The sequence below is a fragment of the Virgibacillus salexigens genome, from assembly GCF_000723585.1.
Lineage (GTDB): Bacteria > Bacillota > Bacilli > Bacillales > Amphibacillaceae > Virgibacillus > Virgibacillus salexigens.
Map to the genome: position 1 here is coordinate 1,179,712 of NZ_CCDP010000001.1, position 18,658 is coordinate 1,198,369.

Genomic DNA, 18,658 nt, shown 5'->3' on the forward strand with positions numbered 1-18,658 from the left:
TGATTTCGTGTACTATTTTCAGGATCATGATAAAGGGATCAGTGGTAACGATAAAATCTTCATTTCATGTAGACTTCAGCCAGTGCAGAATCGCTATATATAATGAAGATTAGTGCTTTTTTATCCACGTTTCCGATGTAATTGAAGGTATTTAAACATGTTATGGCAGCTATAAACAACAATATAGTGCTAATGACATAAACGAAATAATTATAGGGATATTTCCTTAAAAAAGAAAGTAATTATTTAAAAAAATGGTTAAATCGACAGCTGATAATATTGACAACTGTCGAATTGTGAAATAGAATAATATTTAATTTATATAGAAAAATAAGAAAAATGAAACAATTGAAAGGGGAGGAATGAATGGTCGGATTAATTATTCGACGGTTTTTACAATTACTATTGCTGTTATTCGGTATTTCGTTTTTGGTTTTTATGAGCATGCATCTTGCACCAGGAGATCCTGCAACTATCATTGGTGGTCCTAATGCAACCGCATCAGATTTGGAGGCTATTCGGGAAAATTTAGGACTAAATCGGCCTGTAGTTGTTCAATATTTTGACTATTTAGCTGGAGTGTTGCAAGGAGATTTCGGCTACTCATATCAAACGAATCAAGCAGTTACAGAAGCAATTATTACTCGATTTCCTGCGACAATAAAGCTTGCAACCGCTAGTATGATTGTGGCTATTATTATTGGAATCGTTGCAGGTATGATTTCAGCAAGAAAGCAGAATAGCTGGATTGATGTGACAAGTACAACTTTCGCTTTAGCTGGTGTTTCTATTCCTAATTTTTGGCTTGGTGCAATGCTTATATTAATTTTCTCCGTAAACCTACAAATACTTCCAGTAGGTGGATTGAATTCCCCTTTTTACACAGTAGAAGGCATGAAAGAGTTAATTTTACCTGCAATTACTTTAGGTACGGCATCTGCAGCACTTATTGCGAGGATGACTAGGTCATCTATGCTTGAGGTAATTCGATCAGACTATATTCGTACAGCCAGAGCAAAAGGGGTTCGCAAGCATTCGTTAATATGGATACATGCACTTAAGAATGCAATGATTCCGGTAATTACTGTCATTGGCATTAACTTTGGTGGGCTACTAGGGGGAACGATTATTACGGAGCAGGTTTTCGCCATTAATGGTGTTGGCAGATTAATGATTGATGCGATAGCAGCAAGAGATTTTCCTATTGTACAAGGAACGGTATTATTAGTTGCCGGCATATTTGTAGTTGTCAATTTGGTAGTAGATATTATCTATGCACTCATTGACCCAAGAATAAGTTATTAAGTTAGAAAGGAGGTAAACAATGTCATCGGTAGCTGGGCTTAAGGAAAAACAAGAGAAATCATGGAAGGAACATCGATTGATCACCATATTTCGGGATTTAGTTAAAAACAAATTAGCTGCGATTGGGATTGTAATCATCGCAAGCATTTTTATTGCAGCGGTATTTGCTCCTTGGTTATCGAGTTATGGTCCCTATGAACAGGATTTAAGTGGTACCAAATTAGCAGCTGGGGCAGATGGCCACATCTTAGGAACAGATAATTATGGGAGAGATATGTGGTCGAGATTGGTTCATGGAGCGAGGCTATCTCTAGTGGTGAGTTTAAGCTCCGTAGCAATCGGATTGATCGGCGGAATTGGTCTTGGTCTACTAGCAGGTTATTACCGAAAGTTAGATGGATTGATTATGAGAGTTGTTGACTTATTGTTTGCATTTCCTGGAATTCTATTAGCCATGTTAATTATAGCAATGCTTGGCACAAGTTTAATAAATGTCATTATTGCGATAAGTATTTGGTCCATTCCAGGCTGTGCTCGTATCGTTCGCGGAAGTGTGTTATCCATAAAACAACAAGAGTATATTCTTGCTATGAAAACATTAGGGGCAAGTGATAGAAGAATCTTATTAAAACATATTCTTCCTAATTGTACTGCTCCTTTAATTGTATTTGCGACAATGCGAATGGCTACTGCTATTTTATCAACCTCTGCATTAAGTTACTTAGGATTAGGAGCGCAACCACCTACGCCTGAATGGGGGGCAATGATAGCAGCAGGGCAGGATTTTATGTGGGAAGCGCCGCATATGGCTATTATCCCAGGATTAGGTATTATGTTAACCGTTTTTGCCTTTAATGTAGTTGGTGATGGATTAAGAGATGCACTTGATCCAAATATGGACATGAATGTTTAAAAAAGAGAGAGGGAGATATGAATGAGAAAACGTTTTGTACCAATATGTTTGCTCGTATTAATGATTGTTTCTGCTGCTTGTAGTAGTGAGAATAGTAGTGGAAAAGAAAGCACAACACCCCCACAAGAAATCACATATGCCTCTACTTCAGATGCAGCAGGGTTGTCTCCAATTGATACCAATGACTCTGTATCTTCAAATGTAACGTATCAAGTGTATGAAACATTATTCACACAGGATCCAGAAACAATGGAAATCGAACCATTATTAGCTGAATCGTATGAAAATCCTGATGATAATACATGGGTTATTAAGTTAAAAGAAGGGATTACCTTCCACGATGGTACTCCGTTTAATGCTGAAGCGGTGAAGTATACATTTGAACAATTGAAAGATCCAGATAGAGCCGCGCCTCGAGCATCTTTGCTTGCACCGATCGAATCGATCGAAGTGGAAGATGAAAATACCGTCGTATTAAATACGGAGGAACCGTACGGACCGATGTTAGCTGCTCTCAGCCATACGAATGCAGCAATTGTTAGCCCAACAGCTGATCAGGAAGGGGATATCAATAAAGAACCAGTTGGAACTGGACCATTTGTATTTGATGAGTGGGTGGAAGGCGATCATATTACATTAACTAGAAATGAAGATTACTGGAGAGATCCAGCAAAATTAGAAAAGGTGACATACAAAGTAGTTCCAGAGTTTTCAACCGCTATATCCATGTTGGAAACAGGGGAAGTCCAATTTATCGATGCAATCGCATCTGATCATATTAATCGTGTCGAATCGATTCAAAATGTTGAAGTACAAAAAACGGAAGGTACGCGTGTATCCTATCTAGGATTTAATATGGAAAAAGAACCATTTAATGAATTGGCATTTAGACAAGCGGTTGCATACGGTATTGATCAAGAAGCATACGTATCTCAACTGAATGATCTTGGTATAGACAATGAGAGTATTATTGGTCCAAATGTTTTCGGCTATCAAGAAGATGCTAAGGAAAAAGGGTATGCATATAATCCTGAAAAAGCCAAGCAACTGATAGAAGATAATGGGTACGCTGGTCAGGAAATCACACTATTTGCTGCCAACCGTGACAATTATATGAAAATGGCCGAAATTGTACAATCACAGTTATCAGAAATCGGATTAAATGTTTCTATTGAAACAATGGAGTGGGCAAGCTTTTTGGAGAGTGCTAGAAAGGGAGACTACGAGATGACTTTTCTAGGCTGGTCAAATAGTACTGCAGACGGAAGTGAATTACTCTATCCGAATTTACACTCAGATAATATTGGTTCTTCCAATTATGCAAGATACGAAAATAGCGAATTTGATAAATTGGTACAAGAATCACGTTCGTCTGTTGATCAAGAAGTTAGAAAGCAAAAATTACACGCAGCAAATTTAATTGCTATGGAGGAAGCTCCTTGGATTGTAATGAATCATGGCATTGTAACAGCAGCTTATGATGCGTCTATGGAGGGGTTAATTGTTGATCCTACCGGAAAGTGGTCGCTATATCCAGTTAGTAGATAGAAAGGATGAATCTTATGAATCCACTATTACAAGTAACGGATTTAGAAACAACGTTTCATACACCAAATAAAGATTTGACTGCTGTCCGAAATGTATCCTTTTCGGTGGATCATGGGGAAACGTTGTGTATTGTCGGTGAATCAGGTTGCGGAAAAAGTTTGACTTCTCTTTCAATCATGGGTCTTTTACCAGCGAAGGGAAGAATAACGAATGGAAGCATTTTACTCGGGGAAGAAGAACTAACGAAACAATCAGAAGTGCAAATGGAGAAGATAAGAGGAAATAAAGTATCCATGATTTTTCAAGAACCGATGACTGCGCTTAATCCCGTCCTAACTATTGGTTTTCAACTTCGTGAATCACTAATGATTCATCGGCAAATGAATAAAAAAGCAGCTACTGTAAAAAGTATAGAGTTATTAAACAAAGTAGGAATTCCTAGTCCGAGAGAGAGGTTAAAACAATATCCACATGAATTAAGTGGTGGTATGCGTCAGCGGGTGATGATTGCTATCGCATTAGCTTGTGAACCAGATCTATTAATTGCTGACGAACCAACTACTGCGCTTGATGTAACCATTCAAGCACAAATTTTGGATTTAATTGATGAGCTGCAACAAGAGATTGGAATGGGAGTTATTTTTGTCACACACGATATGGGGGTGGTTGCTGAAATTGCTGATCGTGTCATGGTAATGTATGGAGGGGAAGTCGTTGAGACGGCTGATGTCGATGCGATTTTTGAAGCTCCCCAACATCCGTATACAAAAGGGTTACTTCATTCCGTTCCAGATGTTGATAATCCAATGCAGGAGTTAAAAATAATTGAAGGTTCTATGCCTGGACCCGACGATAAGATAACAGGATGCCGATTTCATCCCAGATGTCCATTTGCTATGGAAAAATGTAAACAGAAAGAACCTCCATTATTTAATCTGTCTCCGATGCATACTAGTAAATGTTGGTTACAGGAGGTGACAGAGAGTGAGTCGAACACCGTTATTAGAGGTTAACAATGTAACCAAACATTTCCCAATAAAAAAAGGGGTGTTTCGGCGTACAAAAGCACATGTAAAAGCGGTTAATGGTGTGGATTTGTTTGTTCATGAGGGAGAAACATTAGGTGTGGTTGGGGAATCAGGCTGTGGTAAGTCTACCTTAGGAAGAGTAATTATTGGTCTTGAAAAAATGACCAATGGAACCATTTATTTTCAAGGGGACTCTATTGGACAATTATCAGATCGTCATTTGAAAAAATATAAACGGAATTTGCAGATGATTTTTCAAGATCCTTTTGCATCACTTAATCCAAGACAAAAAGTGGGAGACGCCTTAGAAGAAGTATTTATTATTCATGATTCCGATTTAAATAAACAGCACCGAAAGCAGCGTGTTTTGGAATTACTTAAAGAAGTTGGATTAAAAGCAGAACATTATCATCGATATCCACATGAGTTTAGTGGGGGGCAACGGCAGCGCATAGGTATTGCACGTGCGTTAGCATTAAATCCGTCATTGATTGTATGCGATGAAGCTGTATCTGCTCTTGATGTTTCTGTACAAGCTCAAGTTATAAAGCTTTTAAAAGATTTACAGAAAAAATATCAGCTTAGCTATTTATTTATTTCCCATGATCTGGGAGTCGTCCGACATATGAGTGATCGAGTCCTTGTTATGTACTTAGGCGCACAGGTTGAATTAGGAGATGCAAGTCGAATTTATGCAAATCCCCTTCACCCATATACGAAGGCATTATTATCTGCTATTCCTCGCCCGAAAACTAAAATAAAGCGAGAACGCATCAAGTTACAAGGGGACATGCCTAGTCCAGCAAATTATCCAAAAGGCTGCCCATTTCATACACGATGCCCGATTGCAAAATCCTATTGTGCGGAAAGGATGCCTGCGTATCGTGAAGTAGAAGAAAATCATTTTGTTGCTTGCCATGAGGTTTAACAAACATGCAGGAACTGGTTCTTTGCCAGTTCCTGCAACCTTTTTCTTCATAATAGTATCTGATCCTTATAGTTCCCCGCTATTAATCATATCTACGACAGCTTCCAGCGAAAAATCATCGCCATTTATAAGCGATTGCTTTTTCTCTTCTATTGCAGCTTGTTTTTTATATGGTTTTCATTCGCCGTTTGTTGTATGCAAATTCGTTAGACTTGATCATTCATCTTAAATAGACATTGATGTTCAACTAAAACTTCCTCCATCCAAGCTGCTTCATATTGATTTAACCTTTTCATGAACTGTCTCCTTCTCATTTCTGTCTAAATATGTTAGTACCCACCTAATTGATGAATTAAACTTTATCCTTTACTTATGTAAATAATTGTAAGCGCTTAATTATTTCCGTTTCGTAACGGAAAAAGTATAGGTGTAGTTTCCGGTAGTATTCTTTTAAACTATAGTTAAAATTAACTAATTACCAACTAGGAGGAATTCTCTTGAAAAATATTGTTTTAGCATGTTCAGCAGGTATGTCAACAAGTTTATTAGTTTCTAAGATGGAAGAAATAGCTACTGAAAAAGGACTAGATGTCCGGATTTGGGCAGTAGCACAGGATAAAGTGGTTAAAGAAATGGAACAAGCAGATGTACTACTTATTGGACCGCAAATGCGCTTTTTGAAGAAGAAGCTTTCGAAGGCCGCGGAAGAGTTGAATGTCCCTATTGATGTCATTGATCCGATTGCATATGGAAGAATCGATGGAGAAGCGGTGTTAACAACAGCATTAGAGATGCTTGAGGGAAATAAATAAAAAGTTAATAACGATTTCAAGTGTTTGATAATTATTTAATCGTTATTTAGCTGCCATTTAAAAGGGGGAGATTTAAATGAATGGGAAGTTTATGGAAATGTTGGAGAACTTCTTATTACCTATTGCTGATAAGTTAAACAATAATCGGTATTTATCAGCTTTACGTGATGGATTTATGGTTGCTTTACCACTGATTATTTTTGGATCCATTTTTGTTGTTATTGCCAATTTTCCTTTTCTGGATAAGATGATTAGTGAGGAGGCATATACAGCATACCAAAATGCTTTAGGTCCAGCTTCAGCTGCAACGTTGAGTATTATGGGGATGTTCGTCATTGTTGGGATCGGTTATAAGCTAACCGAACATTATGAAGGCGAGGCAATATACGGTGGAGTTGTGGCATTAGCTGCATTCCTTATCTTAACTCCGCAAGTATTAGAAGGTGTTTCCGGGGTTATTCCTACAGCGAGTCTTGGAGCAGAAGGAATGTTCCTTGGTATCTTTACAGCCTTTATCTCTGCAGAATTATATCACTTTTTTGTGAAAAAAGATTGGACTATCAAAATGCCTGCTGGAGTACCAGGTGCTGTTTCTAGATCATTTAGTGCATTAATTCCAATCACGTTAACATTATCTGTATTTTTAGTTATCCGTATTCTATTTAGTTATACTAATTTTGAGACGCTACAGAATTTTATTTATACTATTATACAACAACCATTAACTGAATTAGGTAGTGGATTACCCGCAACGATTATTGCCGTACTATTAATTCAACTCTTCTGGTTCTTTGGTCTTCATGGCCAAATCATTGTGAATTCCGTTTTCGATCCAATTTGGTATGCATTAAATGATCAAAACCTGTCTGCATTTCAGGCTGGAAATGAATTGCCAAACATTGTGACCAAACAGTTTGTTGATTCTTTTCTTGTTGGTATGGGTGGGTCAGGTATGACATTAGCTGTCATTATCCTAATCTTTATCATCGGGAGAAGTAGACAATTGAAAGAATTAGGAAAGCTAGGAGCTCCTGCTGGTATTTTTAATGTAAACGAACCAATTATTTTTGGTTTACCAATTATTATGAATCCATTGATTATTATTCCATGGCTTGTTGCACCAGTAGTAGTTACCGTTATTACGTATGTTGCAATGGCTACAGGATTAGTTCCACCACCTGCAGGGGTCATTGTTCCTTGGACAACACCTGTTATTTTAAATGGATTTTTAGCAACTGGGAATGCATGGCAAGGCGGTGTATTACAAGCTTTCAATTTACTTGTTGTTATTGCTATTTGGTGGCCATTCTTGAAAATTATGGATAAAAGCTACTATGAGAAAGAGAAAAAAGCAGAAACAAAAAAATCGACGTAATTGAACAGTCATGAGAGGTGAAAATCGTGGATCAAACAACAGAAATTGCATTTCAAATTATTTTGCATGCAGGTAATGGTAAATCGAATGTGATGGAGGCTATTCAAGAAGCTAAACATGGTGATTTTTCTAAAGCGGATGAATTAGTAGAAGAAGCGGGTGAAGAATTAAGTAAGGCACATGAGTATCAAACAAAACTCCTTCAAAATGAGGCAAAAGGGGAGGAGAATGTGATTAATGTCATGCTTATCCATTCACAGGATCATTTAATGACAACTATGACAGTAAGAGATCTTGCGATTGAAATAATTGAAATCTATCGAAATAAGTAGTCAGATATAAATAGGAGGTACAGTAATGGAAGTGAATTATCAGTTTCCACAAGGTTTTTGGTGGGGGAGTGCAACTTCAGCAACGCAGATAGAAGGGGCGGCAAACGAAGACGGCAAAGCAAAAAACATTTGGGATCATTGGTATGAACAAGAACCTCATCGATTTTTTGATAACGTCGGTCCGAGTAAGACCTCTGATTTTTATCATACCTATAAAGATGATATACAGTTAATGAAAGAAATTGGACATAACACCTTTCGAATCTCGCTTTCATGGTCTAGGCTCATGCCTCAGGGAGAGCTAAATCAACAAGCTGTAACATTTTACAATTCGGTAATCGACGAGTTAATAGCTAATGATATTGAACCGTTTGTCAATCTCTTTCACTTTGATATGCCATTTGATTTGCAAAAACAGGGTGGTTGGGAAAGTAGAGAAGTAGTAGATAAATATGTAGATTATGCTGCTACATGTTTTCGGCTGTTTGGCGATCGTGTAACGAAATGGTTTACGTTTAACGAACCAATTGTACCAGTAGAAGGTGGCTACTTATATGATTTTCATTATCCAAACATCGTTGATGCCAAAAAGGCTGTTCAAGTAGCTTATCATACGATGATTGCACATGCGAAAGCAGTGCAAGCATTTCGTCAATTTGACTTTACACAAAGTAAGATTGGAATTATCTTAAATCTAACTCCTTCTTATCCAAGAAGCAATAACCCAGCCGACCTTAGAGCTTCTCGAATCGCGGATCTATTTTTTAATCGTAGCTTTTTAGACCCAGCTGTTCTTGGTGAATATCCAGAAGAATTGATTGCTATTCTAAAAGAGCATGGTCAACTGCCTTCAACATTCGAAGGGGATAAGGAGCTCTTAAAACGAAATACGATCGATTTACTTGGCGTAAATTATTACCAGCCTCGTCGAGTCAAAGCAAAAGAGCATTTACCAAATCCATATGCTCCGTTTATGCCTGATTGGTTTTTCGATAATTATGAAATGCCAGGAAGGAAGATGAATAAGTATCGGGGTTGGGAGATTTATGAAAAGGGTATTTATGATATCTTGATTAATTTAAAAGAGAACTATGGAAATATTGCGTCTTTCATCTCAGAGAATGGGATGGGCGTTCAAGATGAGGAGCGTTTTATAGAAAACGGAGAAATTCAGGATGATTATCGCATTGAATTTATCCGTGATCATCTAAAATGGGTCCATCAAGCGATTCAAGAAGATTGTAATGTAAAAGGCTATCATTTATGGGCGTTCATGGATAATTGGTCTTGGATGAATGCTTATAAAAATCGTTACGGTTTCTACTCGGTGAATCTCAAAACCATGAAACGAACACCAAAGAAAAGCGCACATTGGATAAAAAGCGTAGCTGAGCATAACGGATTTTAAAAAAGAATGGCCTTCATATCCATTAAAAGACAAATACTAAAAAAGTATCATTCTATTAACAAATCGACTAAAATAAAGAGAATTGAGTAATTTTGGTCTTCAGTAAAAAAACAGCGTTCTGGTGGATTTAGTACATTCAACTACCAGAACGCCCTCTTTTCTAAACCTTCAGTAAGGAGCAATTAGATATGCTTACCTTAAGGATGCGAATGATTTTAAAAAAAATGATGATTGCCGATGCTCCTGTTACAGGAGCTTTTTTGGCTGATTTAAATAATGTAACTTCTCGCACGACAAGGGGAGATATAAAGAAGTTGGATGACCAGATTCAAGGATATGGCGCAAAGATTGAAACGATTATGGGAAAAGGGTATAAACTAGCAATACTTGACGAGACGAGGTTCCGCGATTTTCTGCATAGGATTGCTTATCATGAATTACCAATTGGAATAATGCATCCACAAACACCAGAAGAACGGGAGACAGAAATTATTCGCAGGCTATTAGTTAGTAATGACTATGTAAAGTTGGAACAATTAGCTGATGAGCTGTTTGTTAGTAAATCTACCGTGCAAAATGACTTGAAGCAAGTGAAACGTATTTTACAGCGCTACTCCATTCATTTAAAATCCCGACCTAATTATGGATTGCGATTAGAAGGTGAAGAATTAAAGATTCGATTTTGTATGGCTGAATATATCGTTGAGCGAAACGATGATCGTGGTGAACAACCAATGGAAAAATTCATTGATTCTATCGAAAAGGAAGATGTAGAGTCTATTTCCCAGGTTATTATCCGACAGATTAGGAACTATCATATTAGTATGTCAGATATTGCCATTCAAAACTTAGTTGTCCACATCGCTATTGCGTTTCAGCGCATACGTAGTGGAAATCATATCACGTTGCAGTCTAGTGAAGTAAAACAAATTCGTACGCAATACGAATATCAAGTAGCTGCAAGGATCGTAAAGAAAGTTGAGCAGCACTTTCAAGTTGCATTCCCACTTGAAGAAACAGCCTATATAGCTATTCACTTACTAGGAACAAAAATGTTATCGGAACCTAATAAAGCAGAAGTACTCGATGAACATATGATTTCAGAAAATATCTTAGCTATTATACGAAAAATGCTGCATAAAGTAGAGGGAGAATATAACTTAGGAATTGAACATGATAAGGAGTTAATTATTGCGTTAGGATTGCATTTGAAACCAGCCATCAATCGATACAAATATGGCATGAATATACGAAACCCATTACTTGAAGAAATTAAAAGAAAGTATCCTTTGGCATTTGAAGCAGGAATTTTAGCAGGGTTGGTAATTGAAGAGGAAACAGGTTCAGAGATTGATGAAAATGAAATTGGCTATATTGCCTTACACATTGGTGCTGCAATCGAAAGGAAAAATTTCCATACAGGTCCGAAACGCTGTTTAATTGTTTGTGCTTCTGGGTTTGGAACAGCACAGCTTATTTATTACAAAGTAAAAACAGAATTTAAACAAACGCTAGACGTTGTTGGAATTACGGAACGATACAAGTTACATGAGTATCCGTTACATGAAATTGACGTCATTATTAGTTCCGTGCCAATTGCATCGAATATTTCTGTGCCTGTTGTCGAAGTTAGCGCTATATTGGGAAGTTCGGATTTAGAACGGATTGAACAGTTTATTAACAATCAAGGACGAATAACTACCTATTTCCAAAAACACCTCATGTTTTTAAGAGAAGATTTAGTGACAAAAGATGAAGTGCTTGAATTTTTATATCATCAGCTCTTTCAGTTAGGGATGGTTCAAGGTGATTTCCTGAATTATATATATCAACGTGAAAAAATTGCGCCAACTTCCTATGGTAATTTAGTGGCCATTCCACACCCAATCACACCGCAGACAAATGAAACATTTTTAACCGTATGTACGTTAAAAAAGCCGGTGTTATGGGGGACAAAGCCTGTTCAGTTCATATGTTTGTTAAATGTGAAAAAAGATAGTAAGGAAGATTTACAGCAGATGTATGAGTTGTTAGGATCTATTGTCAATTCAGAAATAACTGTCCAACAACTGATAAAATCTACTACCTATCAAGCTTTTATCCAAGAATTGCAATAAAGGCAGGGCATTGTTTTCTTCTGGTTTATCTATGAAACAAGTTAAGTAAGATTTTGTTATACTATTACTGAGTAATGAGCAGGACATATGGTATGGATAAGGATCCGATTTTTTTAGCCCGTGTCTCAAAAGAGAATATGGGCGGGGAGAGAACAATCGCTGGATTTTCTACAATGTAGCGTGATAAAACAATTTGCGATTGAAAAAGGAGACCATTTTATTCTGCATCGCGGCATACAAACATATCAAATTGAATGGTCATGCAGAATTCATTGTCTCCCATACATAAACATTTAGTGAGGAGCGAGCATGTATGTTAACAGGTGGTATTGAAGCTGGCGGTACAAAGTTTGTCTGTGCAGTAGGTAAAGGATCAGGGGAAATCATTGACAAGGTAACCTTTCCTACAACAACTCCGGATGAAACACTTAGGCGTGTACGTGACTATTTTTCTGAATTCTCTATACGTGCTATTGGAATTGGAAGTTTTGGACCAGTGGATTTGGACAAGAAGAGTACCTCTTACGGGACCATTTTGCATACGCCAAAGCAACAATGGCGGCAATTTGATTTACTAACTGCAATGAAAGAATATGTTCAAGTCCCGCTTTTTCTAGATACGGATGTAAATGCTGCAGCTTTAGGAGAGTACAAATATGGAGTTGCACAAAAAGATCAGAGCTGCTTATATATTACTGTTGGAACGGGTATTGGTGCTGGTTTTGTTAAAGATGGCGTAACGTATCAAGGAAAAAGTCATCCAGAGATGGGACATATCATGATTCAAAAACATACGGATGATTATTTCGCTGGCATTTGCCCCTCTCATGGTGCATGCTTAGAAGGTCTAGCGTCCGGCCCAGCCATTGAAAAGCGATATGGTAAAAAAGCAGAATTGCTTGCAAGTCACAAGGAGGTATGGGAGTTAGAAGCTTTTTACCTCGCACAAGCGATTATAAACTATACGCTTGTATTATCTCCCGAACGAGTTATTATTGGTGGCGGCGTTATGAAACAGCATGAATTATATCAGCGTATTCGTAATTACTTTTCACAGCTAATGAATAATTATGTGGAATTAGGTAATCTAGAAGATTTTATCACAGCTCCAACGTTATCAGATGAGCAGGGGATAAAAGGCGCTATTGCACTTACGTACATGGAATAAGAAAAAATATATAAAGTGAATGCATTTTGAATACTTTTTTTGCTAGAGACTGCCCCGCTTTGGTGCAGTTTTTTATATTGTTTTGCTATGCATATCTCCTTCTCATTGAGGACAAGTTAACCATAAAAATGCTGGAATTATAGCTTAACGTGGTAAGGGATTTGGTATGAGTGGGCAAAAAGCATATCGTTATCGTACTCAGTTGTTGCATATTCCTAACAGGTTGTTGGGATCGTGTGGAAATTGAAGATAGAGGGTTCGTTATTGGATCCGCTATTGATTTAAAAGAAAAAAAACCTGACGGCTCGTATGTATTAGAACTGACACACCAAGCAGCTGTTCCTTCCGAGTTTGGTTCCCCTTTAAAAGGAGGAGGTGGCAGTAAAAAAGCATATTCCAATATATCAGCTTCTGGAGAAAGCTTGTTTGAGTTAACTAGGCAAATGTCTACAATAACCAGCCATGCCTTGTTTTTTTCTCATATGCAAGTACTCATTCTTTCTGAAGAATTAGCGAAAGAGCCCAATTTAATTGCAAATATTGTGGATTACTTTATTCGAGATCATGAGATGAGACGTTCGATAAAGTTAGTCATTGCAGATGGTGGAGCTAAAGAAATCTTAAACTCAAAAGTGGAGAATGAACATCTTCCCGCTTTGTATTTGGAATCGCTCATGGATAATGCATATAAAAATACAGAATCAATGAAACCAGTACATATTGGAGAAGTTCAAGAGATGCTCCTAGGCAATCAAAGTTTTGTCATCCCTAAAGTAAACATGACGGATAAAAATTACATTCAATATAAAGATGCTGCTGCATTTCAAGGAATGAGCCATAAAATGGTTGATTCATTATCGGATGAAGAATCAAAAGGATTAAACTTCCTAACACAACATAACCAAGGAGGACCAATTAAAATTAAGATCGATGGTCAAATGGTTGCTGTTGAATTAAGTGATATTAAACCGTCCATCCGTCTAGTAAATAAGCATAAAAATACGGCAGAAATTGCTATAACCATTGATTTAGAGGGAAGAATCACCGAAAGAATAGGGGATATGAGTGTTTTAAATGATGCATACCTGAAAAAGGTAAAAAAAGCCATTGAAGAAAAGGTAAAGGCCATGTCCTACCAAGTAATAGCAAAAGCACAAGATGAATTGCATACGGATATACTTGGGATTGGAGAATTCTTATACACATATCATTATGGGTTTTGGTCAAAGGTTAAGGATAATTGGGAAACGGGGGAAAATTATTTCTCACAAAGCTCGATCCATGTGTCAACAGATGTAAAAATTGAAATGGTTGGTTCGGCAGATAAAGTAACCAATACGAAAGGGAATAGAAATTCTCGTTAAAGCTAGCTGATTGAAGCACGTTGTCAGATGAGGCAGGTGCAAGAGCAATTTCGAAATAAAATAACAGTAAACCCGAATACGTATTATTGTATTCGGGTTCTTGTCTCTTTCTATAGGATTTTATAAACAGGAAAATGAAACAGTTGAGCATGTTGAGAAATCTGCAGGAACGGCACAGGTCGTGCTGTTCCAATCGGGGGAATTGCTTGTTGCATACCCGAGTTAGCAGAGGTTGTTTTCGTAGAAGTTGCCGTATGACTTAACCACATACATTGATAAATCGTTTCGTTATTTCCTTTGGTCTAGTAATTGCACCACCTACTACACATGCAAAAGCGCCAATTTCTTTACATCGTTTGTACATATCAGGAGTCACAATATTCCCCTCTGCGATTACAGGAATAGAAACGTGTTCGATAACTTTCTTTAAGAAGGAGAAGTCATCATCGTATAGTTTCTTTCCATTTGTTCCTTCTGTATATCCGTGAAGTGTGGTTGAAATACAATCGAATCCTAATTTTTGTGCAGATATAGCTTCTTCAACGGTAGCTATATCCGCCATTAGCTCAACATGGGGAGCTGATCGATTTGTATGTTTAATTATATCCCTAATTGTCGCTGATTTGGGCCTTCGCCGATCTGTAGCATCCATAGCGATCATTTCACAACCACTCTCTATTAATTCATCAATTTCTTTTTTCGTTGCTGTTATAAAAACAGAGCTGCCTTGGTAATCCCTCTTTACAATACCGATTATTGGAAGTGGTACTTCCTTTTTTATTTCTACGATATCTTCTTTGGTATTGGCTCTTATCCCACAGGCACCACCCTGAAAAGCAGCAAGTGCCAACTTCGACATAATAAAGGAGCTATGTAGAGGCTCATCAGGTAAAGCCTGACAAGAAACAATTAATCCATTTTTAACTTGCGCTAGCATTCGATCAACTCCTTATCTAAAGTTCTTCATCCTTTTTAAAAGTAGATTAATGCAAAGACGCTTCCGCGTTTGTTTTTAAAAAAGGGTAGATGGCGCCATATAACGCTGCATGATTATGTAAAGCAGCCATCCTTACCTTTGTCTTTAGAAAATGTTTAGGCAAATAGTGATGTATTTCTTTTTGAATAAAATTTAATAGATAATCACCTTGTTTGGAAATGCCACCACCAATCACGATATACTCTGGATCATATAGTAGGATAATCTGTGCCAAGCCACTTGCTATTTCCTTTGCCCAGTTACGAATAATAGTTAAACATTTGTGACACCCCAATTTTGCACGTTCAAATAACGATTCTGGGGTAACAGTATCATCAAGATGTTCCTTTATTGTTGAAATAAGTGCATTGGTAGAAGCTCTGGACTCGTAGTTTGTTCCTGTAGTAGGGTCATATGATAAGTAGCCCACAGAATTCGCTTGTTGATTTGCTCCATCTATTAAGTGATTTTTGTAGTAAGCTCCACCAATTCCAGTACCAATAGTGATGCAGAAGATATTGTTTTTATTTATCATAGAGCCTTTCCAGATTTCTCCCAATAATGCTGCATTCACATCATTCTCAACGACAACTGGTATACTGAATTTTTTGGTTAAAGGCTGTTTCCATTCCATCCCTTTGTAGAAAGGGAGAGTTGGTCCAGCATAAACAACCTTGCCAATGTATCTATCCACAATACCAGCAGTACTGATCCCAATTCCAGATAGGTTATATTCGTTCTGTATCTCTTTAATAATCTGTTCTATTTGTTGGTATAAAACTTGTTTACTAGTAGTTTTGGTTTGTTCCTTCCTATGATCGTTTAATTCTAAGTTTTCGTTTAAGAGGGCGTACTTAATATACGTTCCACCAATATCGATTGATAAATATTCCATCTAAAGCCCCCTATAGTTTTGCTCGTTTTATATGATTATTCAACAATGATTTTGCTAATTCAGCATTTTTGTTTTTAATTGCTTCTATGATGGATTGATGCTCACGAATAACTTGCTGATATTCTTCTAGACTAAGTTGGATGTACTCGGTTTCAAAAAAGTAGCTATTAATCATATTGGTCATTTGTATAAAAAGTGGGTTTCTTGTTGCTTTAAGTAATTGTTTATGGAACAACATATCAAAATTTCTATATTCCTCCATGGTATCAGCATCTTTACTCTTGATTAGGAGTGCTTGAATCGTTTCCATTTCTTCACGGTTTTCTTGTTTTACAATCTCTTCTACGGCACTTGATTCAAACATAATACGCAGGCTCATAATATCTTCAATATTGCCGCCGTTTATCTGCCAAAGAAAAAAGAAGCTATTTAAAAGAGTGTCAATATTTGATTCATTTAAGTAAGCTCCTTTTCCTTGCGTGGTCGTTATTACTCCTGTATTTTCTAAATAGCTTAAAGCCTCACGTACAACAGACCTGCTGACTTGAAACATCTCAGCTAGTCTTCGCTCGGTGGGAAGTTTATTCCCAGACGACAATTCGTTTTCGATAATATAGTTTTTAATCTCCTGAATAACTGTTTTTTTAAGTGAGGTTCTCTCCATACTCTGGATTGGTTCTATCTTCACGATTCTTCCTCCATTTGTTTTATAAATGTGAATATAGGATTGAAGTGTTGTGTTATCGTTTGCTGTGCTTTCGTCAAATCCTTTTCAGCAACTGCTTTAATTATTTGCGTATGTTCATCGTAGGACTTCATAAGATCTTCCTCTTTTTGAAATAAATCCATCTTTGCCAATAAGAAATATTCATTGATAATTTCGCTGAAATGATAGAACGTTTCGTTTTGAGTTGTTTTTATTAGTAACTGATGGAAATCATTATCATATTGATTTGTATTGTTATTATTAATGATCGATTGATAATAGGAATGATTAATACCGTAAAATGCTTCTAGATTAACATCTATGTTTTTTTCAATTATTAAACGAAGCGCTCCGAGCTCAATTATTTTACGTATTTCCACAAGTTCTTTGATTTTTACACCGTAGGTTTCATAATGATGTTTTAAGATAGAAGTAATTGCATAGAGCTTTGTATCTGCAACAAATACACCGCCTCCAGCCTTAACCTTAAGAATGCCTAGAGCTTGAAGAGAAATTAGCGCTTCTCGAATAACGGTTCTACTGACTTGTAGTTGTTCGACTAATTCTCCTTCGGACAAAAATTTATCATTTGGTTTAAGATTATTGTCGATAATGGATTTTTTAATTCTTTCGATAACTACTTCCACTAATGATTGTTTTTTTGCTTTCATTCTAATCTCCTCATCCACTCACAAAACCATTGATATAGTTAGGTTTGTGATGATTGTTATCCATATCATATCATATTGGAATAGGAAACCCCTTACGAAAAAGGGTTGACTTTTATGGATAAGGAAATTATGATGAGTTTAACTAAAATTGGTCTGACCATATTATAACTTGATTAAGTTTATAAATCAATACATTATCGGAGGGGACAACATGAAGGGAATATTTTCTGCTCTACTCGTACCATTTGATGAAAGCGGAGACATAAAAGAGCAAGGATTACGTGAGATCATTAGACAAAATATTGATAAACAAAAAGTGGATGGATTATATGTGAATGGTAGTTCTGGAGAGAATTTTATGATGTCTACCGAGCAAAAAAAAGAAGTGTTTCGAATAGTGAGTGAAGAAAATAAAGGGAAAGTAAAGCTGATAGCTCAAGTAGGGTCGATTAATTTAAATGAAGCTGTTGCGTTAGGGAAATATGCGACAGATTTAGGCTATGACAGCTTATCGGCTGTTACTCCATTTTATTATAAGTTTTCATTCGATGAGATAAAATATTACTATGAAACAATTATCAATGAAACGAAGAATAATATGATTATTTATGCTATTCCTGCTTTAACAGGTATTTCGATGTCATTGGATCAATTTGAAGCACTTTTCCAAAACGAGAACGTAATAGGGGTTAAATTTACAGATGGGAATTTCTATTTATTAGAGCGTCTAAGAAAAAAGTACCCAAACAAGCTGATTTACTCGGGATTTGATGAGATGTTAATTTATGGTGCCATTTCAGGAATTGATGGTGCAATAGGAAGCACATTTAATATTAATGGAAAACGTGCAAAACAAATACTTACACTTTGTCAAGAAGATCAAGTTTCAAAAGCATATGAAATACAACATATAACAAATGATTTAATAGAGAGAATTTTAGATTTAGGTTTGTATCAAACACTGAAAGAAATTTTAAAAATTACGGGTATCGATGCCGGAGTCTGTAAAAAACCATTTGAAGCATTCAACTTTGAGAAACGAGCAGAAGTGAAGAAGTTAGTAAGTACATTTAATCTATAAGATGTCAGAAACGGTGCTGCTTAGGCGTGTG

17 protein-coding genes are annotated in these 18,658 nt (G+C 36.7%); 13 read left to right on the forward strand and 4 right to left on the reverse strand.

What is annotated here, in order from left to right; all coding sequences use genetic code 11:
* The first annotated feature begins 366 nt into the window (after positions 1-366).
* The 12 genes from nikB (at position 367) to BN990_RS05320 (ending at position 14,298) form a co-directional block, all read left to right on the forward strand.
* On the forward strand, positions 367-1,305 hold the full coding sequence (gene nikB, locus BN990_RS05265; protein WP_021289284.1) for a nickel ABC transporter permease: 939 nt from the start codon (positions 367-369) through the stop codon (positions 1,303-1,305).
* A 19-nt stretch (positions 1,306-1,324) separates the two neighbouring features.
* A complete protein-coding gene (locus tag BN990_RS05270) occupies positions 1,325-2,218 on the forward strand; it encodes an ABC transporter permease (RefSeq protein ID WP_038242818.1) in 894 nt (297 codons plus the stop codon).
* Positions 2,219-2,239: 21 nt separating this feature from the next.
* Entirely contained in the window at positions 2,240-3,766 is a 1,527-nt protein-coding gene (locus tag BN990_RS05275; protein ID WP_021289282.1) for a glutathione ABC transporter substrate-binding protein, read from the forward strand.
* A 14-nt stretch (positions 3,767-3,780) separates the two neighbouring features.
* On the forward strand, positions 3,781-4,779 hold the full coding sequence (locus tag BN990_RS05280; RefSeq protein ID WP_021289281.1) for an ABC transporter ATP-binding protein: 999 nt from the start codon (positions 3,781-3,783) through the stop codon (positions 4,777-4,779).
* Entirely contained in the window at positions 4,751-5,722 is a 972-nt protein-coding gene (locus BN990_RS05285; protein WP_021289280.1) for an ABC transporter ATP-binding protein, read from the forward strand. Before BN990_RS05280 ends, BN990_RS05285 begins: the two co-directional genes overlap by 29 nt.
* Positions 5,723-6,219: 497 nt before the next feature.
* A complete protein-coding gene (locus BN990_RS05290) occupies positions 6,220-6,534 on the forward strand; it encodes a PTS sugar transporter subunit IIB (protein ID WP_021289278.1) in 315 nt (104 codons plus the stop codon).
* Positions 6,535-6,610: 76 nt separating this feature from the next.
* Positions 6,611-7,909: a PTS cellobiose transporter subunit IIC gene (gene celB / locus BN990_RS05295; RefSeq protein ID WP_021289277.1), complete on the forward strand. Its 1,299-nt coding sequence runs from the start codon at positions 6,611-6,613 to the stop codon at positions 7,907-7,909.
* A gap of 26 nt (positions 7,910-7,935) precedes the next feature.
* Positions 7,936-8,241 carry a PTS lactose/cellobiose transporter subunit IIA gene (locus BN990_RS05300; RefSeq protein WP_021289276.1) on the forward strand — a complete coding sequence of 102 codons (306 nt, stop codon included), beginning with the start codon at positions 7,936-7,938 and terminating at the stop codon, positions 8,239-8,241.
* Positions 8,242-8,266: 25 nt separating this feature from the next.
* On the forward strand, positions 8,267-9,649 hold the full coding sequence (locus tag BN990_RS05305; protein WP_021289275.1) for a glycoside hydrolase family 1 protein: 1,383 nt from the start codon (positions 8,267-8,269) through the stop codon (positions 9,647-9,649).
* Positions 9,650-9,837: 188 nt separating this feature from the next.
* Positions 9,838-11,766, forward strand: a complete 1,929-nt coding sequence (locus BN990_RS05310; protein WP_021289274.1) for a BglG family transcription antiterminator — start codon at positions 9,838-9,840, stop codon at positions 11,764-11,766.
* A gap of 313 nt (positions 11,767-12,079) precedes the next feature.
* On the forward strand, positions 12,080-12,934 hold the full coding sequence (locus BN990_RS05315) for an ROK family protein (protein ID WP_021289273.1): 855 nt from the start codon (positions 12,080-12,082) through the stop codon (positions 12,932-12,934).
* Between the two features lie 170 nt (positions 12,935-13,104).
* A complete protein-coding gene (locus BN990_RS05320; protein WP_074436630.1) occupies positions 13,105-14,298 on the forward strand; it encodes a Ger(x)C family spore germination protein in 1,194 nt (397 codons plus the stop codon).
* A 259-nt stretch (positions 14,299-14,557) separates the two neighbouring features.
* Here the strand turns inward: BN990_RS05320 and BN990_RS05325 are convergent, their stop codons facing one another.
* From BN990_RS05325 to BN990_RS05340, 4 genes are read right to left on the reverse strand one after another with little or no spacing between them, the layout of a single operon-like run.
* Positions 14,558-15,235, reverse strand: a complete 678-nt coding sequence (locus BN990_RS05325) for an N-acetylmannosamine-6-phosphate 2-epimerase (protein ID WP_021289270.1) — start codon at positions 15,233-15,235, stop codon at positions 14,558-14,560.
* Positions 15,236-15,281: 46 nt separating this feature from the next.
* The gene (locus BN990_RS05330; RefSeq protein ID WP_038242822.1) at positions 15,282-16,169 is read right to left on the reverse strand and encodes an ROK family protein; all 888 of its coding nucleotides are present in this window, start codon (positions 16,167-16,169) and stop codon (positions 15,282-15,284) included.
* Between the two features lie 10 nt (positions 16,170-16,179).
* Entirely contained in the window at positions 16,180-16,857 is a 678-nt protein-coding gene (locus BN990_RS05335; RefSeq protein ID WP_021289268.1) for a FadR/GntR family transcriptional regulator, read from the reverse strand.
* A complete protein-coding gene (locus BN990_RS05340) occupies positions 16,854-17,546 on the reverse strand; it encodes a FadR/GntR family transcriptional regulator (RefSeq protein ID WP_021289267.1) in 693 nt (230 codons plus the stop codon). Before BN990_RS05340 ends, BN990_RS05335 begins: the two co-directional genes overlap by 4 nt.
* 211 nt (positions 17,547-17,757) lie before the next feature.
* On the opposite strand from BN990_RS05340, the gene BN990_RS05345 reads away from it, so the two are divergent.
* Positions 17,758-18,627, forward strand: coding sequence for an N-acetylneuraminate lyase (locus BN990_RS05345; protein WP_038242823.1), 870 nt, complete (start codon positions 17,758-17,760; stop codon positions 18,625-18,627).
* Positions 18,628-18,658: the final 31 nt, after the last annotated feature.